Origin of the sequence: Enterococcus sp. PF1-24 (assembly GCF_029893325.1) — a bacterium.
Classification (GTDB): domain Bacteria; phylum Bacillota; class Bacilli; order Lactobacillales; family Enterococcaceae; genus HY326.
The window spans coordinates 1-24,847 of the sequence record NZ_JARXWL010000005.1 but is presented as its reverse complement, the minus strand read 5'-3'; the positions used below and the strand labels follow the sequence as shown (position 1 = coordinate 24,847).

25 protein-coding genes and 1 other annotated feature are annotated in these 24,847 nt (G+C 36.2%); of the genes, 5 read left to right on the top strand and 20 right to left on the bottom strand.

The genetic code is table 11. The features are described 5' to 3' along the window. Nucleotides 1-189 precede the first annotated feature (189 nt). From M2139_RS03335 to opp3b, 4 genes are read right to left on the bottom strand one after another with little or no spacing between them, the layout of a single operon-like run. The gene (locus M2139_RS03335; RefSeq protein ID WP_280737249.1) at nucleotides 190-1,131 is read right to left on the bottom strand and encodes an ATP-binding cassette domain-containing protein; all 942 of its coding nucleotides are present in this window, start codon (nucleotides 1,129-1,131) and stop codon (nucleotides 190-192) included. A 12-nt stretch (nucleotides 1,132-1,143) separates the two neighbouring features. Then, on the bottom strand, nucleotides 1,144-2,196 hold the full coding sequence (locus M2139_RS03330) for an ABC transporter ATP-binding protein (protein WP_280737248.1): 1,053 nt from the start codon (nucleotides 2,194-2,196) through the stop codon (nucleotides 1,144-1,146). Continuing rightward, entirely contained in the window at nucleotides 2,196-3,245 is a 1,050-nt protein-coding gene (gene opp3C / locus M2139_RS03325) for an oligopeptide ABC transporter permease (RefSeq protein WP_280737247.1), read from the bottom strand. The genes M2139_RS03330 and opp3C overlap by 1 nt, the downstream gene beginning before the upstream one ends. Next, a complete protein-coding gene (opp3b, locus tag M2139_RS03320; RefSeq protein WP_280737246.1) occupies nucleotides 3,245-4,186 on the bottom strand; it encodes an oligopeptide ABC transporter permease in 942 nt (313 codons plus the stop codon). The genes opp3C and opp3b overlap by 1 nt, the downstream gene beginning before the upstream one ends. Before the next feature lie 132 nt (nucleotides 4,187-4,318). Between opp3b and M2139_RS03315 the strand changes: the two genes are divergently transcribed. Beyond that, nucleotides 4,319-4,663 (top strand): DUF3899 domain-containing protein, encoded by a 345-nt coding sequence (locus M2139_RS03315; RefSeq protein ID WP_280737245.1) that lies wholly within the window; start codon nucleotides 4,319-4,321, stop codon nucleotides 4,661-4,663. 76 nt (nucleotides 4,664-4,739) lie between these two features. On the opposite strand, the gene M2139_RS03310 is transcribed toward M2139_RS03315, so the two are convergent. From M2139_RS03310 to M2139_RS03300, 3 genes are all read right to left on the bottom strand, one after another. Beyond that, nucleotides 4,740-6,410, bottom strand: a complete 1,671-nt coding sequence (locus tag M2139_RS03310) for a peptide ABC transporter substrate-binding protein (protein ID WP_280737244.1) — start codon at nucleotides 6,408-6,410, stop codon at nucleotides 4,740-4,742. A gap of 339 nt (nucleotides 6,411-6,749) precedes the next feature. Continuing rightward, nucleotides 6,750-8,411, bottom strand: coding sequence for an ABC transporter substrate-binding protein (locus tag M2139_RS03305; protein WP_280737243.1), 1,662 nt, complete (start codon nucleotides 8,409-8,411; stop codon nucleotides 6,750-6,752). Nucleotides 8,412-8,595: 184 nt separating this feature from the next. Then, entirely contained in the window at nucleotides 8,596-10,257 is a 1,662-nt protein-coding gene (locus M2139_RS03300) for a peptide ABC transporter substrate-binding protein (RefSeq protein ID WP_280737242.1), read from the bottom strand. Between the two features lie 420 nt (nucleotides 10,258-10,677). Here M2139_RS03300 and M2139_RS03295 point away from each other — a divergent pair, with 420 nt between their 5' ends. Beyond that, the gene (locus M2139_RS03295; RefSeq protein WP_280737241.1) at nucleotides 10,678-10,878 is read left to right on the top strand and encodes a DUF4177 domain-containing protein; all 201 of its coding nucleotides are present in this window, start codon (nucleotides 10,678-10,680) and stop codon (nucleotides 10,876-10,878) included. Nucleotides 10,879-10,969: 91 nt separating this feature from the next. On the opposite strand, the gene rplL is transcribed toward M2139_RS03295, so the two are convergent. The 4 genes from rplL to rplK all read right to left on the bottom strand — a co-directional run bounded on the left by rplL (nucleotide 10,970) and on the right by rplK (nucleotide 13,354). Then, nucleotides 10,970-11,338, bottom strand: a complete 369-nt coding sequence (gene rplL, locus M2139_RS03290) for a 50S ribosomal protein L7/L12 (RefSeq protein ID WP_280737240.1) — start codon at nucleotides 11,336-11,338, stop codon at nucleotides 10,970-10,972. Nucleotides 11,339-11,402: 64 nt separating this feature from the next. After that, nucleotides 11,403-11,906: a 50S ribosomal protein L10 gene (gene rplJ / locus M2139_RS03285; RefSeq protein ID WP_280737239.1), complete on the bottom strand. Its 504-nt coding sequence runs from the start codon at nucleotides 11,904-11,906 to the stop codon at nucleotides 11,403-11,405. Nucleotides 11,907-11,948: 42 nt separating this feature from the next. Next, nucleotides 11,949-12,073: a sequence feature (ribosomal protein L10 leader region), on the bottom strand. A 58-nt stretch (nucleotides 12,074-12,131) separates the two neighbouring features. Further along, nucleotides 12,132-12,821 carry a 50S ribosomal protein L1 gene (gene rplA / locus M2139_RS03280; protein ID WP_280737238.1) on the bottom strand — a complete coding sequence of 230 codons (690 nt, stop codon included), beginning with the start codon at nucleotides 12,819-12,821 and terminating at the stop codon, nucleotides 12,132-12,134. Nucleotides 12,822-12,928: 107 nt separating this feature from the next. Further along, nucleotides 12,929-13,354, bottom strand: a complete 426-nt coding sequence (rplK, locus tag M2139_RS03275) for a 50S ribosomal protein L11 (protein ID WP_280737237.1) — start codon at nucleotides 13,352-13,354, stop codon at nucleotides 12,929-12,931. Between the two features lie 340 nt (nucleotides 13,355-13,694). Here rplK and sdaAB point away from each other — a divergent pair, with 340 nt between their 5' ends. After that, nucleotides 13,695-14,363: an L-serine ammonia-lyase, iron-sulfur-dependent subunit beta gene (gene sdaAB, locus M2139_RS03270; protein WP_280737236.1), complete on the top strand. Its 669-nt coding sequence runs from the start codon at nucleotides 13,695-13,697 to the stop codon at nucleotides 14,361-14,363. An 18-nt stretch (nucleotides 14,364-14,381) separates the two neighbouring features. Further along, the gene (sdaAA, locus tag M2139_RS03265; protein ID WP_280737235.1) at nucleotides 14,382-15,248 is read left to right on the top strand and encodes an L-serine ammonia-lyase, iron-sulfur-dependent, subunit alpha; all 867 of its coding nucleotides are present in this window, start codon (nucleotides 14,382-14,384) and stop codon (nucleotides 15,246-15,248) included. 61 nt (nucleotides 15,249-15,309) lie between these two features. On the opposite strand, the gene M2139_RS03260 is transcribed toward sdaAA, so the two are convergent. The 9 genes from M2139_RS03260 to rpmG form a co-directional block, all read right to left on the bottom strand. Beyond that, nucleotides 15,310-16,620 carry an amidohydrolase gene (locus tag M2139_RS03260; protein ID WP_280737234.1) on the bottom strand — a complete coding sequence of 437 codons (1,311 nt, stop codon included), beginning with the start codon at nucleotides 16,618-16,620 and terminating at the stop codon, nucleotides 15,310-15,312. Continuing rightward, entirely contained in the window at nucleotides 16,617-18,341 is a 1,725-nt protein-coding gene (locus M2139_RS03255; protein ID WP_280737232.1) for an adenine deaminase C-terminal domain-containing protein, read from the bottom strand. Before M2139_RS03255 ends, M2139_RS03260 begins: the two co-directional genes overlap by 4 nt. A gap of 168 nt (nucleotides 18,342-18,509) precedes the next feature. Then, nucleotides 18,510-19,586 carry an ABC transporter substrate-binding protein gene (locus M2139_RS03250; RefSeq protein WP_280737231.1) on the bottom strand — a complete coding sequence of 359 codons (1,077 nt, stop codon included), beginning with the start codon at nucleotides 19,584-19,586 and terminating at the stop codon, nucleotides 18,510-18,512. 104 nt (nucleotides 19,587-19,690) lie between these two features. Further along, on the bottom strand, nucleotides 19,691-20,731 hold the full coding sequence (locus M2139_RS03245) for an ABC transporter ATP-binding protein (protein ID WP_280737230.1): 1,041 nt from the start codon (nucleotides 20,729-20,731) through the stop codon (nucleotides 19,691-19,693). 47 nt (nucleotides 20,732-20,778) lie between these two features. Then, entirely contained in the window at nucleotides 20,779-21,558 is a 780-nt protein-coding gene (locus M2139_RS03240) for an ABC transporter permease (protein ID WP_280737229.1), read from the bottom strand. Continuing rightward, nucleotides 21,551-22,387 carry an ABC transporter permease gene (locus M2139_RS03235; protein ID WP_280737228.1) on the bottom strand — a complete coding sequence of 279 codons (837 nt, stop codon included), beginning with the start codon at nucleotides 22,385-22,387 and terminating at the stop codon, nucleotides 21,551-21,553. The genes M2139_RS03240 and M2139_RS03235 overlap by 8 nt, the downstream gene beginning before the upstream one ends. Nucleotides 22,388-22,663: 276 nt before the next feature. Continuing rightward, the gene (nusG, locus tag M2139_RS03230) at nucleotides 22,664-23,206 is read right to left on the bottom strand and encodes a transcription termination/antitermination protein NusG (RefSeq protein ID WP_280737227.1); all 543 of its coding nucleotides are present in this window, start codon (nucleotides 23,204-23,206) and stop codon (nucleotides 22,664-22,666) included. Nucleotides 23,207-23,366: 160 nt separating this feature from the next. Then, nucleotides 23,367-23,537 (bottom strand): preprotein translocase subunit SecE, encoded by a 171-nt coding sequence (gene secE, locus M2139_RS03225; RefSeq protein ID WP_280737226.1) that lies wholly within the window; start codon nucleotides 23,535-23,537, stop codon nucleotides 23,367-23,369. 20 nt (nucleotides 23,538-23,557) lie between these two features. Further along, a complete protein-coding gene (rpmG, locus tag M2139_RS03220; RefSeq protein ID WP_280737225.1) occupies nucleotides 23,558-23,710 on the bottom strand; it encodes a 50S ribosomal protein L33 in 153 nt (50 codons plus the stop codon). A gap of 342 nt (nucleotides 23,711-24,052) precedes the next feature. On the opposite strand from rpmG, the gene cbpA reads away from it, so the two are divergent. Next, nucleotides 24,053-24,691, top strand: coding sequence for a cyclic di-AMP binding protein CbpA (gene cbpA / locus M2139_RS03215; protein WP_280737224.1), 639 nt, complete (start codon nucleotides 24,053-24,055; stop codon nucleotides 24,689-24,691). Nucleotides 24,692-24,847 lie beyond the last annotated feature (156 nt).

The following is a 24,847-nucleotide window of genomic DNA, read 5'->3' as shown; positions in this document are numbered from 1 at the left end:
CATTTCATTTTTATTAATATGTAAATTTTTCAAGTTCATTTCGGTATAGTCCAATTATATTGCTTTTTTCTGTTCCCGTCAATTAGTATAGACCAAATTTCTATTCAAAAAAAATCCTTTTTATCAAAAACTTCTGTAATTATACAAAAAAGCAGGATTTCCAAAAATGAAAATCCTGCTTTTCTAATTTTAAGCTTTTTTAGCTTGAATTTTATCACGATAAAATTTAACTTCAGCGTCACTTGCATAAACATAATGACCGTCTGTAATTTCTTTCAACGTCCGAACTTGGCCGTCTTTTTCAACAGAATCATCATATTTAATCCGAGTACGAGTTCGTTCGTAATCTGGATCTGGTAACGGAATTGCAGAAAGTAAACTTTCTGTATATGGATGAACACCATAGTTATAAATTTCATCACTTGTACCAACTTCTAACAATTTACCACCGTGCATAACACCAATCCGGTCACTGATGTGTTTAACCATTGATAAATCATGGGCGATAAATAAATAAGTTAGATTTTGATCATGTTGTAAATCTTGTAATAAGTTAACAACCTGTGCTTGAATAGATACATCCAAAGCAGAAATTGGTTCATCACAAATAATAAAACGTGGTTTTACTGCTAAGGCTCTTGCAATCCCAATCCGTTGACGTTGACCACCAGAAAATTCATGGGGATAACGCGTCCCATGGTTTGGATCTAAACCAACTGTTTTTAAAAGCTCGTTTACGCGAGCATTTCGTTCTTCAGTTGATTTTGCTAAGCCATTAATATCAATACCTTCAGCAATAATATCATTAACTTTCATCCGTGGATTTAAAGAAGCATAAGGATCTTGGAAAATCATTTGCACTTCCCGACGGAATTTACGTAATTCTTCTTTGCCTTTTATTTTCGTAACATCTTTGCCTTCAAAAATTACTTCGCCACCTGTTGGTTCATTTAGACGAATAATTGTCCGGCCAGTTGTAGATTTACCACTACCTGATTCACCAACCAAGCCAAAAGTTTCACCTTCGTAAATGTGGAAAGTTACATCATCTACAGCTTTTACTTCATCAGGACGGCCAACATTAAAATATTGTTTTAGTCCTTTTACATCTAATAAAATTTTATCTGACATGCTTCCACTCCTTTACCCTTTTTTAGCTGCTTGTTTTTCTTGGAAAATCTTCCAGCGGCGCTGAATTTCTAACGGCGGTTCTACTTTTGGTGCTTGTGGTGCTAACAACCAAGTCGCCGCTTGATGTGTACTAGAAATTTCAAAATAAGGAGGTGCTTCTTCAGTATCAATTTGCATTGCAAATTCATTTCGTGGATAGAAAGCATCACCAGTTGGTGGCGCTAATAAATCCGGTGGCGAACCAGGAATTGCGTACAAACGGTCTTCTGTGCCTTCTAATGTCGGCATAGAACCTAGTAAGCCCCAAGTATAAGGATGTTGTGGATTGTAGAAAATTTCTTCTGAAGTTCCCACTTCCACAATACGTCCCCCGTACATAACCGCTACCCGGTCAGCTACATTAGCGACTACCCCTAAATCATGGGTGATAAAGATAATTGAGGTATTAATTTTACCTTGAATTTCTTTCATTAATTCCAAAATTTGTGCTTGAATCGTTACATCCAACGCCGTTGTTGGTTCATCAGCAATTAAAACTTCTGGATAACAGATTAACGCAATCGCAATAACAATCCGTTGACGTTGACCACCAGAAAACTGATGAGGATAGTTTTTCAAACGTTTTTCAGCATTAGGAATCCCTACTAGATTTAATAAATCTAAGGCTGCTTTTAAACCTTCTTTTTTAGAAACTTTATTATGTTTAATTAATGACTCCGCTACTTGTTTACCGATTGGCATTGTAGGATCTAAAGAAGTCATTGGGTCTTGGAAAATCATGGCAATTTCTTTACCACGAATACTTTGCATTTCTTTTTCTGATTTCTTAACGATATTAGCGCCTTTAAATAAGATTTCACCATTATCAATATTAGCATTGCTAGAAAGCAATCGCATAATACTACGCGTAGTTACAGATTTACCACTTCCAGATTCCCCTACAATTGCTAAGGTCTCTCCTTCATATAAATCAAAGCTTACGCCACGAATAGCATGCACTTTACCAGCGAAAGTATCGAAAGAAATCTTTAAGTCTTTTACTTCAAGTACTTTTTTCAAATTCATCACTCTTTCATTTTCGGATCAAATGCATCACGTAAACCATCTGCCAACAAGTTAAAACAAATCATAATTACTGACAAGGTTACAGCTGGTACCCACATTAAATATGGTAAATAGCGGAAAGTTTTGTAGCCTTCATTCAACAAAGTTCCCAATGAAGCAGTCGGTGCAGATAAACCTAAACCGATGAAACTTAAGAACGCTTCGAAGAAAATTGCTGATGGGATACTAAACATCATTTGTACAATAATCACACTAGAAATATTTGGCAAAATATGTTTAAAGGCAATCTTAAATTTAGATTCCCCTAAAGTTAACGCCGCCAAGACAAATTCTTGGTCTTTTAACTTCAAGGTCTGTGCCCGCACAACCCGTGCCATTGAAATCCAGTTAGTAATTGCCATCGCTGCAATAATTGAGAAAATCCCAGGTTCAAATACAACTAGCATCAAAATCATTACAACTAAGTTAGGAATACCTGATAATACTTCTAAGAAACGTTGCATAATATTATCAATCCGTCCGCCAAGTAAACCAGAAATCAAACCATAAGTTACCCCAAATACGATATCAAATAAGGCAGCAACAAAGGCAATAATTAATGAAACTCGTGTTCCCATAAATAGACGACTTAACACATCACGACCTAAACTATCTGTTCCTAAAAAGTAATTAACATCATCTGGAACTTTAGCTTGAGCGTATTTATCTACTAATTGTCCGCCAACCATCGCTTTACCGTTTAAACCATTAATGTTTAAACCAGGAATTCGTGGTGGTAGATTAGTATAATTTACATTTTGTTTTGTTGGATCCTGAGGAGAAACAAAGATTGTAATAATCGCGATCAGGATGATTAAAATTAAAATGCTTAACGAAATTACTGCTGCTTTATTTTTTTTCAAACGACGCCAAGAATCTTGGAAGAAGTTTAATGAAGGAGCCGCAATTTTTTCCCGTTCAGCAACGCTGTCAGTTGCTAATGGTTGAAATTTGGAAGCAGGTAGATTTTTAATTTTATCTGGTAATTGATTTAATTTAAAACTTTCCATTAGCCTTTGCTCCCCCCTGTAATACGAATACGTGGATCAACTAATCCATATAAAACATCCACGACTAAAATAACAACTACTAATAAAGTAGAGTACATCATCGTTACTGCCATAATTGTTGGATAGTCATTTGTCATAATTGATTTTGTAAATTGTTCCCCGATACCAGGAATCGCAAAAATATTTTCTACTACTAAAGATCCAGTCATCAAACCAACTGTTAATGGACCTAATAAAGTTAGTAAAGGAATTAAACTATTGCGTAAGCCATGACGGAATGCTACTTGCCAACGGCTCAAACCTTTAGAACGAGCTAATTCAACATAGTCACTATGCAACACTTCTACCATCTCAGTCCGAATAAAACGTGCCGAATCGGCTAACGGCGACATGGCTAAAGCGATCGTTGGTAAAATCGTATATTTGAAACCATTCCATTGAGCAATTGGTAACAATTTAAATTTGATTGAGAAAATATATTGCAATAATACCGCAAAAACAAAGTTAGGAATTGAACGACCTAAAATTGCCACTAAAGTTGCTAAAGTATCAACAATTGTATTTTGCTTCATCGCTGCAATAACACCCAAAATAATTCCCACAAAGGTTCCTAGTAATACGGCTTGCAACCCAAGCTGTATAGAAGGTCCAATTCGTGCAGATAGCAAATTCGCTACTGGTTGATTTTTAAATTGGAATGAAATCCCAAAATTCCCTTGCACGAGATTTTTTAAGTAAATCCCATATTGAACTACTACAGGCTTATCCAAGCCGTTTTGTTTATTTAACAGTTCAATTGTTTGGGCACTTAATTTTTCTTGATTGGTGTATGGTGTTCCTGGTAATAATTTCATTAAAAAGAACGTAATAGTCGCAATCAACCACAACGTAATAATCATGAAAAATACACGCTTCAAGAAATATTTAATAAAGTCACTCAATATTTCCGCCTCCTAAAGCATTTTTGACTTTCTTTTGTAAATTAGATAAAGTAGAATATGTAAAGCCACAGGAACCCTCTGATTAAGAGAATATTCCAAAAACTAGACAAAAAGAAAAGATGTGAATCCACTTTGAAAAAGAAGCCCTATCCTATAATTATATCACTTATTTGCCTATTAGTAAGTATTTTAATTGCAATTTACCAAAAAAATTTGTCTTTCGAAACATTATCCAACCATCTATTTATGTTTACTTTACTTTTTGTAATCATTGGTGGTGCTTTAACGGTCTTTGCCTCTGGTTTCTTTGATTTTTTCCAACAATCGATGCGTACAGCTCTTGCTCGAAAAGAAAAAAGAAGCCAACCTTATACAAAACTCTCCGAAGTCGGTGGGCAATCGTATAAATTATGGTTATTAACCGCGGGCTGTCTCTTATTAACATCACTTATTTTTCTTGCAATTGCTTACTTATAAGTAAATCATCCTTTAAAAGTTATGAGGCTGGAAAGCTTTTCCAGCCTCACTTTTTTTATCTTGATTACTATATAGTTTACTCTTCAATATAAATCCATTTGAAGTCACGTTTTACGCCTGAAGCATGGTGAACCATACCTTTTACGTTTTCAGCACGCATATGTGCTTCAGCTTTTTGATAAACTGGCGCAATTGCCGCTTCATCCATAATGATATCAGAAGCTTCAATCATATCTTCCCAACGTTTATCAGCATCTAATGCATCTGTTACAGCCATTTTTTCTAGTAATGCATCATATTCTGCATTCGTCCATTTCCCACGGTTATAAGAACCATCTGTAGCAAATAAATCTAAGAAGCTACTTGGATCAGCATAGTCAGCTCCCCAGCCAGTCATAACGATATCAAAATCACCATTATTTGAACGATCTAAACGAACTGCAAATGGTACAGTACTTACTTTAACTTTCATACCTTCTAAGTTCTCTTCTAAAGCACCTTGTAGATATTCTGCAATTTTCTTACCACGTTCAGAATCATCCGCTAAAATTTCAACTTCTAAAGTTTCTACGCCTAAATCTTTTTTCGCTTTAGCCCAATGTTCTTTAGCTTTATCAACATCGAAATCTGCTTTAGTGCTTACTTGGTCAACAAAATCTTTACCAGATTCATCAAAAACTAAATCAACTGGAATTAGATGATAAGCAGCTAATGAACCATTTGAAATAATGTTGTTTACAAATGAATCACGGTCGATACAGTAAGATACAGCTTTACGTAAATCAACATTTTTCAATGGTGAGTCTTCCGCTCTTTGATTGTACTCAAGATAGAAAACAGAACCTTCCATCTCACTTACCATACGTGGATCGTTCGCCATTTGTTGTGCTAATTCACCAGATAAAGTAATATCATCAACTTGACCATCTTCAAATAAATTCAAAGCAGTTGAGCTTTCTTTAACTACTGTTACTTCAACAGCATCTAATTTAACGTTTTCAGCATCCCAGTAATCAGGATTCTTCACGTAAGACCATTCAGTATCAATCCCAGGTCCATCAAATTCAGCTAAAGTAAATGGGCCATTATAGATTGCTTTATCACTATCAGATGCATATTTATCTCCAAATTCTTCCACAGTTGCTTGATGTTGTGGGAAGAAGTTAGGGAATGCCATTAAATATTCAAAATAAGGTGTTGGTTTAGCTAAAGTAATTTCTAATTCATAATCACTTACAGCTTTAATTCCTAATTCAGAAACTGGTTTTTCACCAGCAACCACTTCTTTACCGTTTGCTAAGTTTTCAAAGAAAAATGCATATTCAGATGCAGTTTCTGGATTAGCAGTCCGTTGCCAACCATACACATAATCATCAGCTGTTACAGGATCACCATTTGTCCAAACAGATTTTTCATTTAATTTAACAGTATAAGTTAATCCATCTTCACTAAGTGTAGCCATTTCAGCTGCCCCAGCTGGTTCCAATTCTTGGTCAGCATTTACTCGGTATAAGCCTTCATAACAACTATTTAAAGCGTTATGACTCACTACATCTGTTGCTAAAGATAAATCCGCTGTTGGCATTTCTTGTGATTCTACAAAGCGGAAGATTTGTTCACTAGCAAGATTACCAGTATCTCCACCAGTAGCCGCACCAGAATCAGTTGTTGTATCAGAGCCGCCCCCACAGGCACTTAGAACTAAACCACAAGTTGCTGTTAGTCCAAAAAGAACACTTTTCTTCATTACATTACCTCTTACTATTTTTTATTTTCAGAAAGATTAAGTTTTTCTGAAGTTAATTAAGATTTTAATGAATTTTCATTAAAAAAGCAACATATTCACTTCGAAAATATCAATAAAATAATTTTAAATTTAACTAGTTAATCAACACAGTGTCGAAAAAATCTTATCTCCACTCAGTTTATAGAAGTTAAAGTCCATTTCACTTAAGAATAAATAACTAAAAAAATAATACTACTTTTTTTCAAATTTATTCATAAACTCAGATTTATTGATTTAAAGTAAAAAATAAAAAAAAGAACCAATGCCAAAATTCAGATTGGTTCTTATTTTCATTAATACTTATTCTTCAATGTAAGCCCATTTATAATCATATTGTGCGCCTGCCGCATGAGCGACAATTCCTTTAAGATTGGTTGCTCGCATATGGCCTTCGGCTTTTTGATATACCGGAATAACACCTAATTGATCTAGCATAACTTTTTCAGCATCAATTAGATTTTGCCAACGAGCAACTGGATCATTGGCATTTTTAACAGCTGCGTCTTTCACAAGTACATCATATTCTTCATTGCTCCAACGACCACGGTTGTAAGAGTTTCCTGTTACGAATAAATCTGAATAGCTACTTGGATCAGCGTAGTCAGCGCCCCAACCACCTAATAAAATATCAAAATCACCTTTATTACCACGGTCAATTCTGACAGATAATGGTACTGGGCTTAATTTGACAGTCATACCTTCAAGGTTTTCTTGTAGAACCCCTTGAATATACTCAGTCATTTTCTTCGTAGAATCGGTATCAGATGACATTAATTCAAATTGTAAACTATCAATCCCTAATTCGGCTTTAGCTTTTTCCCAATATTCTTGGGCTTTTTCAACATCGTGTTCAACTTTAACGCCGACATCTTTACTGAAGTCTTCGCCAGTTTCAGGATTGAAAGACATCGCTTCAGGCACTAAACCTACAGAAGCCACTGAACCATCCCCAAGAATTTGTGTAACTAAAGCATCACGGTCAATTGCATAAGAAATTGCTTTTCGCAAATTAACATTACGGAATGGTGAGTCTTCTTCAATTTGATTCAATTCGATATAGTAGCTAGTTGCTTCTTTTTGACTAACAAATTCAGGGTCATTTGCCATTTGTTGCGCTAATTCACCTGTCAAAATAACATCTTGCATCTGACCATCTTCAAAAAGGTTATAAGCTGTAGATGCTTCTTTAATTACACTTACATTAATAGTATCTAATTGGACTGTTTCAGCATCCCAGTATTTATCATTTTTAACGTAGCTCCAGTCAGTATCTACCCCTGGGCCATCAAAATTATCTAAAACAAAGGGACCATTATAAATTGCATTTTCACTTGTTTTAGCATAATCATCCCCAAACTCCTCAACAGTTGCTTGATGTTGTGGGAAGAAACTTGGGAAAGCTAAAAAATAAGGGAAATACGGTGTTGCTGCCTCTAAAGTAATTTCCAATTCATAATCACCGATTGCTTTAATTCCTAAATCCGTAACTGGTTTATCACCAGTAATTACATCAGGGCCATTGGCAACTTTTTCATAAAAATAAGCATACTCTGAACCTGTTTCTGGATCAGCAGTTCTTTGCCAGCCATAAACATAATCAGCTGCAGTTACAGGATCACCATTTGACCAAGTCGCATCTTCTCTAAGTTTCAATTTGTAAACTAAACCATCTTCGCTAATTTCTGCCATTTCAGCCGCACCAGCAGGTTGTGGTTGACTATCAGCATCCAAGCGATACAAACCTTCATAAACATTGTTCAAAACACTAAAACTAATGGTATCTGTTGCCAGTGATAAATCCGCTGTCGACATTTCTTGCTGTACAGCTTTATTGAAAACTTGTTCAGTACTTCCGCCACCAGCATTATCAGTTGAACCTGTTGCAGCATCTTTGCTACCGCCACAAGCTGATAAGACAAGTGTGCATACTAACAAAGTCCCAAATAAACGATTTTTCTTCATTTACATATCCCCCAAATTTTTATTTTTTTACAACTTAATTAGATTTTAATTAAAAAATTAGAAAAATGCAACAAAAAAATAAATAGTTACTCAAAAATGTAAATATATTAATTTTATTTTTAAACAAAAAAAACAGATTGAAGGATCTAGCATCCTTCAATCTGTAAAGTTTATTTATTTTAGTTTACTCTTCGATGTAAACCCATTTGTATTCATAAGGGGCACCGGCACCATTGGCAACTACGCCTTTGATTTTTTCAGAACGTAAGTGTCCTTCAGCTTTTTGATAAACTGGAATCGCACCTGCTTGAGCGCTGATTAATTCTTCAGCTTCCAGTAAATCTTGCCAGCGTGCTTCTGGATTTGTAGCGTTGGTAGTCGCTGCTGATTTAACTAAAGCATCATATTCAGGATTTTCCCAATGGCCACGGTTATAACTGTTACCTGTAGTAAATAAATCCGTGAAACTACTTGGATCTGAATAATCAGCTCCCCAACCGCCAATTACTACATCAAAATCACCACTATCAGAACGATCCAAACGCACGGTAAATGGAACGGTGATTAATTTGACAGTCATACCATCAAAAGCTTCACTCCAAGCACCTTGGATATATTCACCAACACGTTTAGTAGAATCTTGATCATCAGCTAATAGTTCAAAAGAAAACTCTGTAATTCCTAATTCTTTTTTAGCTTTTTCCCAATATTCTTGAGCTTTTTCTAAATCATATTCCATCGCTGTATTTGAATCTTCAATGAAATCATCACCTGTTTCAGGATTGAAAGACATACCTTCTGGAACTAAAGTTTTTGAAGCCACACAACCGTCGCCTAAAACATTAGTTACTAAAGCTTCACGATCAATCGCGTAAGACAAAGCTTTTCGTAAGTTTTCATTGTTAAATTCAGAATCAGCTTCCCGTTGATTCATTTCAATATAAGAAGTCCGAGAATTTTTAACAACTACAAATTCAGGGTCATTCGCATTTTGTTGTGCTAACTCACCAGTTAAAACAACTTCATCCGCTTGATCGTTTTGGAATAAACTTAAACCAGTCGCTGATTCTTTAACAACTGAAACGCTGATTTTATCCATTTGGACTGTTTTAGCATCCCAATATTTATCGTTTTTCAAATAGCTCCACTCAGTATCTACACCTGGACCATCAAAGTCAGCTAAAACATAAGGACCATTGTAAACGGCATTTTCACTCGTTTGTGCGAAATCAGTCCCGTATTCTTCAACAGTTGCTTGGTGCTGTGGGAAGAAACTTGGGAAAGCCAATAAATAATCAAAATATGGTGTAGCTGTATCTAAAGTAATTTCTAATTCATAATCGCCTACTGCTTTAATTCCTAAAGTATCAGCAGCTGCTTCATCGGCCATGATAGCTTTAGCGTTAGCGACATTTTCATATAAGTAAGCGTATTGTGAACCTGTTGCAGGGTCTACTGTCCGTTGCCAACCATAAACATAATCAGCTGCGGTTACGTTATCGCCATTTGACCATTTAGCATCGTCTCGCAATTTAATTTTATAAACTAAACCGTCTTCGCTCACTTCCGCCATTTCAGCGGCGCCAGCGGCTTCAACTTTACTTTCTGGATTTAAGCGATATAACCCTTCATAAACATTATTCAAAGCAGCAAAACTAATCGTATCAGTTGCAATTGATAAATCGGCACTCGGCATCTCTTGTAAGACACATACACGATATTCTTTCAAATCGCCTTCTTTGCTAGTAGCAGCTCCTGAATCAGCCGTTTTATCGCTACTTCCGCCACAAGCTGCTAAAGTCATTGAACAAACGAATAGCAAACTCAGTAAACTTTTTTTCTTCATATTAAATTCCTCCTAAATTTTCAGCTAAATTAATTAGCTAACCTTCAAGCGAACAACATTTCATCCCCCAATGAAAATGCCTTCCACTTTTTTTACTGATTTTTTTCAATCAATGTAAAACTATTTTATTAGAAAAATTAGTTAATTGCAATCTTTTTTTCATTTTTATCTTCTTTGATTCTAATTTTACGGAAAATTCTTATATTTCATACAATTAGATTAAAAAACTAAAATATTCACATTTTTTAAACGTAAAAGAGCTCCTTTCATTTATTAGATATTTAAAAGTACCAAAATTATTTTTTAGCATATCATTTTGAAACAGGCTTTTTAAGACAAAAATCTTACCATTTCTGACAAAAAATCTCTTTTTTATAATTATCATGCTAATATAATAATTATAAAAAGGAGGTTTTTACAATGTATGAGTATAAATCAGAAATTTTAGTAACAAAAACAAAATGGCTTTCTGATAAAGCAGATGCGCAAGATTTATTTGAGTTAGATAACTTAATTAATCAACGCGCCAAAGAGGGGTGGGAGTTAGTTACTTATTCCTATATGTCAACTTCGTTACAAATTAAAGGAGCTACTTTGATTACCTTTAAAAAATTAAGATAAATCAATTGAAATCATTCTATTTTAGAAAAACAAAAAAGCCCTAGAACTCTTGATTTAACAAGAATCCTAGGGCTAATAATTTTAGAAAAAATTATTTAACAGTTACTGAAGCGCCAACTTCTTCAAGAGCAGCTTTTAATGTTTCAGCTTCGTCTTTAGAAATGCCTTCTTTAACTGGTGCAGGAGCGCCATCAACTACAGCTTTAGCTTCTTTCAAGCCTAAGCCAGTTGCTTCACGAACTGCTTTGATAACTTTAACTTTTTGGTCGCCAGCAGCTGTTAACTCAACAGTAAATTCTGTTTGTTCGTCAGCTCCACCAGCAGCAGGGCCAGCAGCAGCAGCTACAGGAGCAGCAGCAGATACGCCAAATTCTTCTTCGATAGCTTTAACTAAGTCGTTTAATTCTAAGATTGTCGCGCCTTTTAGCTCTTCGACAATGTTTTCAATGTTCAATGCCATTATAAATTTCCTCCATTTAATAAATGTTTTTATATTTTTTTAATTATTGATTCTTATGCGGCAATTAAGCTGCATCTCCATCTTTGCTTTCTGCCACTGCGTTGACAGCGTAAGCCACGTTGCGGACTGGCGCTTGTAGTACAGATAACAGCATAGAAAGAAGACCTTCGCGGTTTGGTAATTTTGCCAAAGCAACGATTTCTTCCAATGAAGAAACTTTACCTTCGATGATACCGCCTTTGATTTCTAAAGCTTTAGCTTCTTTAGCAAATTCGTCCATAATTTTCGCAGGGGCAACTACATCTTCGTTACTAAATGCAACGGCAGTTGGACCAGTGAAAACTTCTTCCAAACCTTCTAAACCAGCTTGTACTGCAGCACGAGAAAGAATAGAGTTTTTGATAACTTTCATTTCTACGCCTGCTTCACGCAATTGTTTACGTAAACGTGTTACTTCATCAACAGTTAGTCCACGGTAATCAACGATTACTACAGATGCTGCTTCTTGAAATTTCACACATACTTCATCAACAATTGCGGATTTTTTTGCGATAGCTGCTTCACTCACTTGAATTTCACCTCCTGATTTTGATGGAAGAGTTATTTGTTTAAAAAAACAAAAATAACCCTATGCCACCGTAGACATAGAGGGACCATTGAATTTCTCAACATGTGTCCTCGGTAGGAAATTAAGGTAAAACCACCTACTGTCTTCGGTACAGTTAAATTTTTTAACTTCAACTACCTTATCATAAATAAGGTAGTTGAGTCAAGTTTTAATTTAACGATTTAATTAAAATGTGTTTTGGTCAACGTGAACGCCAGGACCAAATGTTGTTGTTACAGTGATATTTTTCATGTATTGACCTTTAGCTGCTGCTGGTTTAGCACGCAATAAAACGTCATGAATTGTTTTGAAGTTTTCAATCAATTTAGCATCGTCAAAAGATACTTTACCGATTGGAACATGGATATTACCGGCACGGTCTACACGGTAAGTTACTTTACCAGCTTTAACTTCGTTAACAGCTTTAGTTACGTCCATTGTTACAGTACCAGTTTTAGGGTTAGGCATTAATCCTTTAGGACCTAAAACACGACCTAATTTACCAACTTCAGCCATCATGTCAGGCGTAGCAACAACTACGTCAAAATCAAACCAGCCACCTTGGATTTTTTGAACCATGTCAGCATCACCAACGTAATCTGCACCAGCAGCTTCAGCTTCTTTAGCTTTGTCGCCTTTAGCAAATACTAAAACTGATTGAGTTTTACCAGTTCCGTTTGGTAATACAACTGCCCCACGAATTTGTTGGTCAGCTTGTTTAGGGTCTACATTTAAAAGGTAAGCAACTTCAACAGTTGCGTCAAATTTCGCAATGTTTGTTTCTTTTGCCAAAGCAACTGCTTCTTCAACAGAATATGCTTTGTTTGTATCAACTTTTTTCAATGCTTCTTGCATTTTTTTGCTTTTTTTAGCCATTTTGTTTCCTCCTAGAATGTGGTTATAACGGTTGTACCTCCCACGTTTTCTGCATTTTTCAATACAGAATCAACTGAGAAGCCGTCTTTCAGGGTCTGATGAAGAAATTATCCTTCGACAGTAATCCCCATGCTTCTTGCAGTTCCTTCAACCATACGCATTGCAGCTTCGATGCTAGCAGCGTTTAGGTCTTCCATTTTAGTTTGCGCAATTTCTTGAACTTGTGCTGAAGTTACTTTAGCAACTTTAGTTTTGTTTGGTTCACCAGAACCTTTAGCAACGTTTGCTGCTTTTTTCAACAAGACTGCTGCTGGTGGTGTTTTAGTAACGAAAGTGAATGAACGGTCTTCGTATACAGAAATTACCACTGGAATAATTAAACCTGCTTGGTCAGCTGTACGAGCATTGAATTCTTTAGTGAATCCCATGATGTTAATACCTGCTTGACCTAATGCTGGACCTACTGGTGGAGCTGGTGTTGCTTTACCTGCAGGAATTTGCAATTTAACGATTTTTTCTACTTTTTTTGCCACGAGACATACCTCCTTGAGTCCGTGATGTGGTTAATTGGAGATACATATTTCTCCTCCCACCTCGCTTAGAAAAACTAAGCATTAAAAACTGTGCGTACAGAAAACGCACACTGATTTATTATAACAACTTTCCCCAGAGTTGCAAGAGGAAAAGCAAAGTTTTCTGTAATTTCCCTAAAAAAATGCTCCTGTTTCTACTTAATTAACTGTTAAACAATTTTTTCTAAGAAATAGCAAAAAATTTACTTAGAAATGTTTCCTATTTCTGACACTCTTTGCAGAAAGTGATACACTTAGCTTTATTAAGTTTATCAAGAAATCAATCTGGGGGGGAAAATAAGTGGCAGATTTAAAATATCGTAGTGTTTTTGACATCATTGGTCCGATTATGGTAGGCCCAAGTAGCTCTCACACAGCTGGAGCGGCTCGCATTGGTAAAATCGTCCGCACGATTTTCGGCGAACAACCTGATGTGGTGGATATTTATTTATATGAATCTTTTGCTAAAACTTATCGAGGCCACGGCACTGATGTCGCCTTAGTTGCGGGTTTGCTAGGAATGGAAGCTGATGATAGCCGCCTACCTAAATCTTTACAAATCGCCCATGAAGAAAAAATGGAAGTTTATTTTATTCCTAAAAATGAAAAAGCCGAACATCCTAATTCAGTGCGGTTAGTTTTAACTAAAGGCAACCGTAAATTATCAGTTACCGGGATTTCAATCGGCGGTGGCAATATTCAAATTTCTGAATTAAATGGTTTTAAGTTGGCCTTATCAATGGGAACACCGACTTTTATCATCGTTCATCAAGATATGCCTGGCATGATTGCTAAAGTCACTAATATTTTATCAGCCACCAATACAAATATCGGTACCATGACCGTGACCCGTGAATCAAAAGGGGAAAAAGCGATTATGATTATCGAAGTGGATGATCCGCAAATTATCGAAACCGTTGAAGGCTTAAATCATTTGCCTGGTATTTATAGCGTTAATTATTTTGATTAAAGGATAGAGGAAAATAAAATGTTTACTACCATTCAAGAATTGGTGCTGCAAGCTGCTGAATACGATTCCGTGGCTGAATTAATGATTGCTACCGAAATAAAAATGTCTGGCCGGTCCAGAGAGCAAATCCTTGATTTAATGAAACAAAATTTAAATGTTATGAAAAGTTCTATTGATAAAGGTATTGCCGGCGTTACTTCAGTCACTCAGTTAACCGGCGGTGATGCGCCGAAACTCGCTAAATATATCAATGAAGAAAAATTTCTCAGTGGCAAAACTTTATTAAAAGCCGTCCAAAATGCAATTGCTGTCAATGAAGTCAATGCCCAAATGGGTTTGATTTGTGCCACTCCCACTGCTGGAAGCGCCGGCGTGGTAGCTGGAGTATTGGTAGCAGTTAGCGAAAAATTGGCGTTATCAGAAAAACAGCAGTTAGCGTTTTTATTTACGGCTGGTGCTTTTGGTTTAGTAATCGCCAACAACGCTTCAATTAGCGGAGCGGAAGGCGGATGCCAAGCTGAAATCGGTTCTGCTAGCGCCATGGCTGCAGCGGCATTGGTCTGCATTAATGGTGGCTCCCCTGAGGAAGCCGCCCAAGCAGTTGCCATTAACTTAAAGAATATGATGGGTTTGATTTGTGACCCAGTAGCTGGTTTAGTTGAAGTTCCTTGCGTCAAACGCAATGCTTTAGGGGCTTCACAAGCCTTCATTTCAGCTGATATGGCTTTAGCTGGTATTCGTAGCGTGATTCCACCAGATGAAGTGATCCGAGCAATGTATCAAGTCGGCCGTCAAATGCCCGCAATTTTTAAGGAAACAGCAGAAGGCGGCTTGGCAACTACGCCCACTGCACAGGCGATTACTGCAAATCTGCAACATAAATAAACTTAAAAAACCGCTAGCTAAACTTCTTTAAAAAGAATTCTGCTAGCGGTTTTTGCTATTTTTACTGCTGGCGAGCAGCTGCTACAAATTTATCCATTTTTTGATAAAGGGTTGCTCGCAAATCAGTTAAATTTTCATGAACTAATTCTTTATTTTTTACTAGTTGTTGCCCGTTAACCCACACCGCTGCAACATTGCTGGCATTGGCTGAATAAACTAAAGCAGAATATGCATCATAAATTGGAAACATATTAACGCTTTGGGTTTCCACTAAAACTAAATCAGCTTTTTTACCAACTTCAAGACTGCCCACATCTTTAAATCCTAAAGCTTTAGCGCCATTAGTCGTTGCCATTGCTACAATTTCTTTGGCGGGAAATAACGCTCGGTCGTGATTTTTCGTTTTATGAAAATTTACCACCATGCGCATTTGTGTAAACAAATCCAGAGTGTTACCGCTACTAGGGCCATCTGTTCCTAAACCTACCGTGATTCCTTGGGCAACCAATTCTTTCACAGGGGCAACGCCTTTAGCTGATTTCGTGTTGGCAGCAATGCAATGAGCGACACTAACTTGACCTTTAGCTGCCGCTAAAAGTTCGATATCTGCTTGAGTCAGATGAATTCCGTGAGCTAGAATAAATTCACAATCCAAATACCCTAAATCTGCTAAAAAAGCTAACGGTGTTTGCTGATATTTTTCGGCAAATTCTGTCATTTCGTAATCCATCTCCGCCACATGCATTGTGATGGGCGCTTGATATTTTTGACTTAAAGCTACAATTGCTTGTAAATCAGCAATTTTATTGGTGTTGGGAGCATGTGGAGCAATTGCCGGTTTGATTAATGGATGTTGTTGCCATTTTTGCAGTAGTTTTTCACAATAAGCTAAACTGGCTTGCGTGTTCGGACTGTCGCAGGTGGGCATATCAATAATCGTTTCACCGACAACCGCCCGCACTTGCATTGCATGACAAACTTCCGCTACTTCATCTTCAAAATAATACATATCACAAAAGCTGGTGACGCCACTTAATAACATTTCAGCAATCGCATAGGCGCTACTAGCTTTGACTAAATCTTTTGTCATATAAGCATTTTCTAACGGAAATAAAAAGCGTCTTAAACGATCTGGGACATCATCACCTAAAGAACGAAAAGGAATCATGCCGCAATGAGTGTGGGTATTGACAAACCCCGGTAGTAAAATCCCACCTGCTCCATCAATTACTTTTTCAGCCGCAGGCAACGATTCTGGCATTGCTCCTACCGCAATAATTCGCTCATCTTCAATTAAAAGATAGCCATTTTTATATTCTTGTCTATGCTCATCCATAGTTAAAACATGGACATTTTTTATTAATGTTTTCATAATAATCGCCCATCTTCAGGAAAAATCAACGGATAAAAAGTCTGTTCACGGGTATTCATCATGCCGAAATCAGTCACTTTAATCGCTGGTGAGACTGGCAACGATAACGTTGAAAATGACATAATCTCATTCATATTACGATAACCTAAATTTTGCATCGCCGCTCTGACTTTTTGTAAATCAGCGCCTAATTCTGAAATTGGCGCTTGCGAGACAATTCCGCCAATCGGTAACGGACAGCGGCCACTGATTTCATTACCGGCAACAACCACATAGCCACCTTGCATCGCCAACAATTCCTGCTGCGCTTTTAAAATAGCCGCTACATCATTCCCCATCACCATTAAATTATGATGATCATGAGCCCAAGTCGTAGCAATGGCGCCTTTTTCAGTAATCGCTTCTTCAATCAGAGCATAAGAGATATTGCCGTTTTTACCATAGCGTTCCATGGTAATCAGTAAGCAACAATCGCTATCTTCCCAAGCTAAATAGCCATCAATCACAGGTAATTCTTTAACAATTGGTTCGGTAAAAGTGCCCACCTCTTGTTTTTGAATTACATTGCAACGAACTGTCGCTAAGTCAGTCGCGACTTTCAAGCGCAAATCTTCAGCAGTTAATTGTCGGCAATTAACCGTTTGGTAATAACTTTCAGGGAAAATTTCAATTTTTCCAGGATGAACTAAGACATCCCCTTTTTGAAAAACTTGCTGGCCTTTTTTATAAACTGCAGCAATTGAAAAATCGGCTAAATCATCCAATAAAATGAAATCGGCTAAGCGACCAGGTGCGATTATTCCTCGATCATTTAAACTCATTCTGCGAGCCGGCGTGTAAGTCGTCATATAAATCGCTTGTTCAACGGGTAATCCAGCCGCCACCGCTTTTTTCAGATTTTCGTTTAAATGGCCTGTTAATAAATCATCTGCCATCACATCATCGGTAATAAGACAGGCGTAATCATAAAAATTATTCTCTACAATCACCGCCATATTTTCCGGCGTAATGGATTTATTTTGAAACTGAATAAACATCCCGTTTATAATTTTTTCATAAAGAGATTCCGGGAACTGGTGGGTATGGTCAGAAGTAATGCCACTATATAAAAATGCAGCTAAATCTTCTTGATAAACTTTCGGACAGTGGCCCTCTAAGGGCATCGTCGGGCGCTCTTTTTGACATAAAGCAATAATTTGGCGAATCAAGGAATCGGGTTCATAACTTATACCTTTGAAATTCATGGCTTCCCCTAAACAAATTATCCGCGGATCCTGCAATAAATCAGCCACTTCTGGTAAATCGACAATCCCCCCCGTTGTTTCTAGCTCGGGGGTTGTTGAAGGAACAGATGAAGGAATCGCGTAAAAAATATCGACTTCTGTTTCAGCCTTCATAAATTCTTTTTGCCCTTCAATCCCAAAAACGTTGGCCATCTCATGGGCGTCAGCCACCACCGTTGTCACCCCAAAAGGTAAAACCGCTTTAGAAAAAATTGTCGGTGTCGTCATGGAACTTTCAATATGCATATGAATATCTAATAAACCGGGAATCAAATATTGTCCGCTGGCATCAATTATTTTTTCTGGAGCTAAATTACTTAAATCTTCAGTACTAATATAATAAAATTTATCGCCAGCTACCGTTACGTTTTTAATTTCAAAGGATTGCTTCATAGTATTAAAAACTTGGGCATTTTGAATTAATAAATCAATTTTCATCTGTTTTTCCTCATTCTATTTAAGCTATTTCCATTTTAACTTAGTTGACAAAGCAGTTCAATTATTCCCTGCGAAAATCCTTAAAGTTGTCCTTTTTTATCGTAAGCTGTTAAATAATACAAAAAAAGCTGAGGTTCCCCTCAGCTTTTAAAAATTTTATTAATTAAATTAGTTGTTTAATAAACGGTTCCACTGGTCAACCCAAGTGTTTAATTGTTCATTTACAAAAGTAAAATCAACCATTTTGGCACGGTCAGCAATTTCACCTACTGTTTTGTTACCAACTTCATCTTCAGATAATCCAACAGTTGTGTTAACTGGCGCTTCATTAAGGGCAGCTACTTTTGATTTTTGTGATTCAGCACCAATCCGGTAGTTAATGTATTCGTAAGCTAAATCTTTATTTTTAGCATCTTTAACAATATTCATAGTGTTGTAGTTAGCATATGTGCCGCTTGTAGGTACTAAATATTCCATTGTTTCAGAGTCGCCTTTAACAATATCATAAGCAAAATCTAAAACGACAGCCACTTCAATTTCACCAGCAGCAAACATATTAGCTAAATCAGATGATTTGGCATAAGTTTTTACAATGTTAGGTTTTAATTCTTCTAACGCTTCAAAAGCTGCTTCGCCGTTGTCGCTTGTGATATCTACACCAGCATATTCGCTAGCAATATACATCATCAAAGGTCCACCAGTTGTTGTAATATCAGGAATTGCCACTTTACCTGCTAAATCTTCACTCCAAAGATCAGCCCATTCAGTAATTTCGCCAACTTTTTCGCTATCATAAATAATACCGACACTGTTAACTGTATAAGGTACACCAGCGCCGCTATCGAAAACTTCTTTAGCACCATCAGTTAAATCAGCTAAGTTTGGTAATTTTGCTTCATCAAGTTTTTCAAACAAGCCTTGGTCGCCACCATCAGAAGCGTTGGCTTGTGCTAATTCAATTACATCAATTCCGCTATTTGGATTATTGGCTAATTTTGTTAAACGATCGCCACTATTACCAAGATCCATTGTTACAGTAGCACCAAATTTGTCTTCAAAAGGCTTAATTACATCGCTTTTTACGATGTCTTCACTTAAACCAAATGTTGATAACACCATTTCTTGAGAAGCTTTGCTACCAGTGTCGCTACCGCTATCCGCTGTTTTTTCAGTGCTACCACCACAAGCGCCTAAAACTAACGCACTTGCTAAAGCAACAGTTCCTAATAAAAATTTCTTCTTCACAAAAAGTTCCCCCAATTTTTATATAGCTGAAAGAGTAAATATGCTCTTTGTCAGCTATTTTTTTATTCAAACATTAGCAAGTCGCTAATTGTTTTAAAACCCAATTATTTATTTTCCAAAAGAATAATTTTTTCTTTCGGGAAAGTTAAAGTAATTTTTTCACCTGTTTCGTAAATTTGCTTATCATTCCCGTTAACTAAAAATTTACCTAAAGCAGTGGTTACTTCATATTGATAGCTTTTTCCTAAAAATGTTCGGACTTCTACTTGACCGTTGACGATATTTTTTTCTTCTGTGGAAGCAATCTCAATATCATCAGGCCGAATTGTTGCCACTAATTCCTTAGCAGGCGCTTGTTCATAAGTTGTTTCAAAAATAGCTTCACCACTGCGATATTCTTTGCCCGCCACTTGTTCCATTGCAAAGAAGTTTTCAAAGCCAATAAAGTTAGCCACAAATTTTGTTTTAGGATAACGATAAATCATTTCTGGTGTATCATATTGTTCAATTACGCCGTTATTCATAACCGCAACTTTATCAGAAATAGAAAAACATTCTTCTTGATCGTGAGTAACGAATACTGTCGTAATCCCTAATTGCTGTTGCAGCCGTTTAATTTCAATCCGCATTTGCACTCGCAATTTAGCATCTAAATTACTTAAAGGTTCATCTAATAATAATAATTTAGGTTCAATCACTAACGCCCGCGCTAAAGCCACCCGTTGCCGTTGTCCACCAGAAAGTTGTTTAGGATAGCGACTTCCTAGCTCTTCCAAGCCACAAACCGCTAACATTTCATTCACTTTTTTATCCATCTCAGCTTTGCTGATTTTTCTAAGTTTTAAACCAAAAGCAACATTTTCTGCAATCGTTAAATGGGGAAATAGTGCATAGCTTTGGAAAACCATCCCAAAATTACGTTTATGAACAGGCACTTTAACCATTTCTTCATCATCTAACACAAAAGATCCATCATTTGGGGTGATTAACCCCGCAATCACTCGCAAAGTAGTTGTTTTCCCACAGCCACTGGGGCCTAGTAAAGAAACTAGCTCGCCTTTTTCCATCGAAATATTTAAATGTTCTAAGATATTTTGCTTGCCATCATAGCTAACACGAATATCGTTTAAATTTACAAAACTCACAAAAATCCTCCTCATCTCAATCTATTCATTTTTTCAGTTTGGTGGTTTTAGGCGATTGAAGCTAACCCTAATGTTTTTTCAATAATAAACATCAACACAATCGTCAAGAGCATAATCATCACCGAAATCGCTGAAACGGTTGGATCATAAGTATATTCAATATAGCTTAATAAAGAAGTTGGCAACATCGTTACTCCCGGACCAGATAAAAACATCGAAACCGGCACATTGTTAAAAGAATTAACAAAAGCTAACATAAAAGCCGCAAAAATTCCGGAAGAAACATTTGGTAAAACAATCTGGATAAAAGCTTTTAAACGCGTGTAGCCCAACGTCCAAGCCACTTCTTCAATTGAAAAATCTAACTGTTCCATGCCAGAACCAACGACCCGAATAATATAAGGTAAACTAATTAAAAAATGTCCGATTAGTAAACCTTGAATAACTGGCAGACGTAACTGAATCACAATAAATTGAAACAAAGTATAACCCACAACGATTCCCGGAATCATCGTTGGCGAAAGAAAGAAGCTTTTCAAAAATTTCTTACCTTTCATAGAATAACGAGAAAGAGCGTATGAAGTCGGTACTCCGACTAATAACGCTAAGAAAGTCGCGCCACAACCAATTGATAAACTCAATTTAAAACTACTTCTAAAAGTTTCTGACGATAAAGCATTGGCATACCATTTCAATGAAAATTTCTCAACTGGAAACTGAATCGTGGCTGCTTCGCCAAAAGAAGTCCCCACAATGACGATTAACGGAAAGAATAAAAAGGCAAATACCACTACGGCAATGATTGTAATCCATTTTTGCTTACGCATGGTCTAAGTCCCTCCGATCAATCTTTGCAGCTACAAAGTTTAAAGTTTTATTTACAAACAAGGTAATCGCAATCATGATTAAAGCGATCATACTAGCTGAAGTCCAATTACCTAAGGCTGAAGCTTGTTGGTACAAGAAAGTAGCTAACATCATTTTTTTATTGCCACCTAATAATTGTGGTGTCGTATAAGCCGTCATCGTACCAGTAAATACTAAAATACTTCCGACAATCACACCAGGGATACATAAAGGTAAAACAATTTTATAAAAAGCTCTAAAAGGACTAGCCCCTAAAGTTTCAGCTGCTTCTAAAGTTTCTCCTTCAATATTTTCCATAACACCAATTAAAGTAGTAATCATCGTTGGCAAAAATAAATAAATCGAACCAATAATAATAGCAAATTCCGTATAAAGAATACTGATTGGCTCCGAAATTATCCCAATTTTCATAAGTAAATTATTAACAATGCCGTTTTTTCCTAAAATATTAATCCAAGCAAAACTCCGAATTACAGAATTCGTTAATAAAGGAAACATGGTTACTGCCATTAAAATGCTTTTCCATTTTTTGTTAACGCCAGCAATAAAGTAAGCGGTCGGGATTCCTAAAAGAATACACGATGCCGTCACGATTAAAGCAATACGAATCGTCCGAAAAAGAATCGTTTGATTGTAGTCATCGGTTAAAAAGTCCCAATAACTTTTAAGAGTAAAACCGGCTTCAGTTGAAAACGTTGGCCAAACGCTGTTTACTAAAGGTAAAATCATAAAGAATAATAACAAAATCACCCCTGGTAAAACAATAAGATACGGCACATTCCGTTTCATTTGCAAACTCCTTTACTTTTCATTTTAAGCACCCTTCAACAGGCTGCTTTTCACTCCATGTATTATAATCAAAAAGACGAACATTTGCAACATAACTTCCAGTTAATTTTTATCTATTCCCCAAAATTCCTTATTTCACAACATTTTAGTGATGGAGCTAGATAAAACACGAACATTAACTTTAAAAAACCGCACACAAAAGTACAGTCTTTTAAAAACAAGAAAAAAAGCATAGCTGCTTTTGACAACTATGCTTTCTTTATAAATGTTTGCTAATTAAATTTTATCAACTTGCTCAAAATCAAGTTCGGTACTAGTTTCCCGGCCAAACATATCAATACTTACTTTTAATTTTTGTTTTTCGTTATCAATTTCTTGAACTTCGCCTTCTAAACCAGAGAAAGCTCCTTCAATGATTTTAACAATTTCGCCAATTTCAACTTTCAACTCAGTGTGGCGAGCGCTCATACCAATTGAACGTAAAATATGGTTGATTTCTTCTTGTAGTAATGGTGCTGGTTTACTACCGGCGCCGTGAGAGCCCACAAAACCAGTTACGCCAGGAGTATTACGAACAATATACCAAGAATCATCTGTCATAACCATTTCAACCAAGACATAACCAGGGAAAGTTTTATGAATAGTTTCTTTTTCTTTACCATTTTTTGTTTCTTTAACAGTTTCTTCAGGGACAACTACTCGGAAGATATAATCACCCATCCCCATACTTTGTGCCCGTGATTCAATATTTGCTTTTACTTTATTCTCGTAACCAGAATAAGTGTGTAATACGTACCAATTTCTTTCAAAAGTTTCCATTATTAGCCCTCCATGATGTTTTTGTTGCGTCTAAATTAATCCAAATAAATCCATTAACAAATTTATCCTATTTTTTTATCAAAATAAAAAAACCTCAGCAATCCCGAGATTTTTCCACACAAGTATTATATCACTCACCAACTAAATTGGCTAGCATAATTTACTTTACAAATGAAGATAAAGCAAATGTAATTACAGAATCCACTACAAAGAAGAAGACACCAAAAATAATTGAAGTTTGAACAACTGTTAAAGTATCACGACGTAATTTTTTACCATTTGGCCAAGTTACCTTCTTCATTTCATCTACTACACTACGAAGAAATTTCATTTATTCTTTCCCCTTTCCCATTACTTAGTTTCTCGATGCAAAGTATATTGATTGCAATATTTGCAAAACTTATTAATTTCTAACCGTTCCCCACGCTTGCCTTCACTTACTGATTTCGTATAATTACGAGACCCACAAACGGAACAGGCCAATGCTGCTTTTTTCGTTGCCATTATTAGGTAACCCCCTTATGTTTGTAGAAACTACAAACAATCATTTCCTTTTAGGGCATTCATCTATTTATTTTGAAGCTTAATTTCAAAACGCCTGTAAACGTACCTAACTACATTATCATTTTCTGCGTCATCTGTCAATTTTTCCAACAAGAAATTGACCTTCGCAACAGACTTTGAAAAAAATAATTGTTGCGAAAACAGCGTATTTTAACTGCTATTTTACTCCATTTAAGAGATTTCAAAAGAATTTTTCGGAAATCGCACACAATTTCTATGGTTTCCTAAATAATTATGTTATCATGAATATATCAAAACGTTAGCTGTTAGGAGGCGAATTAGATGTTATTAAAATCTATCGTTTATAAAAAAGCAAATATCACCACAGTTCATGAAGGTTGTACTTTAGAAGAAGCCTTACAAATTTTAGAAGAGTCTGGTTTCCGTTGTGTACCGATTCTCGATGAATCTGGTAAAATTTTCCGTGGAAATATTTATAAGATGCACATTTATCGGCATAAAGCCAATGGTGGCGACATGAATCTGCCAGTTACTCGCTTATTAAAAAATGCTACTAAATTTGTTTATGTAAATACTTCTTTCTTTAAAATCTTTTTCACGATTAAAGAGTTACCTTATATCGCTGTTTTGGATGAAAATAATCATTTTTATGGTATTTTAACTCACAGTGCTTTATTGACTGTTTTACAACAATCTTGGAATATCGAAACCGGTAACTACGTTTTAACCATTGCTTCTACAGGTAAACGAGGAGATTTAGCTAGCATGGCTAAAATCATCGCTAAACATTCTGATATCGCTGCCTGTATTACTTTAGATGTAGGTAAAGATGAATTTATCCGCCGCACGCTGATTACTTTACCAGAAAACACCAGCAATGAAGTTTGTGCAACTATCGTTGAACAATTAGAACGTAAAAACTTTAAAGTTGTAGAAATCGAAAACTTAAAAGAAGAATAAACGTCCGCTAATCGGACTAAAAAAGCAGTTAAAGTAAAATTATGTTTAACCATAATTTTCTGGCTCTTTGTCAACTGGTGTTGGTGAAGAGAAAATCCAATAGAATAATTTGATTTTTGCAGTCAAGCAGCTTTCATTGCTTGACTGCTTTTTTCT

Coding starts and splice junctions, on each gene's coding strand:
- M2139_RS03335 (WP_280737249.1), bottom strand. CDS start 1,131: ATGTCAGATAAAATTTTATTAGATGTAAAAGGACTAAAACAATATTTT.
- M2139_RS03330 (WP_280737248.1), bottom strand. CDS start 2,196: ATGAATTTGAAAAAAGTACTTGAAGTAAAAGACTTAAAGATTTCTTTC.
- opp3C (WP_280737247.1), bottom strand. CDS start 3,245: ATGGAAAGTTTTAAATTAAATCAATTACCAGATAAAATTAAAAATCTA.
- M2139_RS03310 (WP_280737244.1), bottom strand. CDS start 6,410: ATGAAGAAAAGTGTTCTTTTTGGACTAACAGCAACTTGTGGTTTAGTT.
- M2139_RS03305 (WP_280737243.1), bottom strand. CDS start 8,411: ATGAAGAAAAATCGTTTATTTGGGACTTTGTTAGTATGCACACTTGTC.
- M2139_RS03300 (WP_280737242.1), bottom strand. CDS start 10,257: ATGAAGAAAAAAAGTTTACTGAGTTTGCTATTCGTTTGTTCAATGACT.
- M2139_RS03295 (WP_280737241.1), top strand. CDS start 10,678: ATGTATGAGTATAAATCAGAAATTTTAGTAACAAAAACAAAATGGCTT.
- rplL (WP_280737240.1), bottom strand. CDS start 11,338: ATGGCATTGAACATTGAAAACATTGTCGAAGAGCTAAAAGGCGCGACA.
- rplA (WP_280737238.1), bottom strand. CDS start 12,821: ATGGCTAAAAAAAGCAAAAAAATGCAAGAAGCATTGAAAAAAGTTGAT.
- sdaAA (WP_280737235.1), top strand. CDS start 14,382: ATGTTTACTACCATTCAAGAATTGGTGCTGCAAGCTGCTGAATACGAT.
- M2139_RS03260 (WP_280737234.1), bottom strand. CDS start 16,620: ATGAAAACATTAATAAAAAATGTCCATGTTTTAACTATGGATGAGCAT.
- M2139_RS03255 (WP_280737232.1), bottom strand. CDS start 18,341: ATGAAAATTGATTTATTAATTCAAAATGCCCAAGTTTTTAATACTATG.
- M2139_RS03240 (WP_280737229.1), bottom strand. CDS start 21,558: ATGCGTAAGCAAAAATGGATTACAATCATTGCCGTAGTGGTATTTGCC.
- M2139_RS03235 (WP_280737228.1), bottom strand. CDS start 22,387: ATGAAACGGAATGTGCCGTATCTTATTGTTTTACCAGGGGTGATTTTG.
- nusG (WP_280737227.1), bottom strand. CDS start 23,206: ATGGAAACTTTTGAAAGAAATTGGTACGTATTACACACTTATTCTGGT.
- secE (WP_280737226.1), bottom strand. CDS start 23,537: ATGAAATTTCTTCGTAGTGTAGTAGATGAAATGAAGAAGGTAACTTGG.
- rpmG (WP_280737225.1), bottom strand. CDS start 23,710: ATGGCAACGAAAAAAGCAGCATTGGCCTGTTCCGTTTGTGGGTCTCGT.
- cbpA (WP_280737224.1), top strand. CDS start 24,053: ATGTTATTAAAATCTATCGTTTATAAAAAAGCAAATATCACCACAGTT.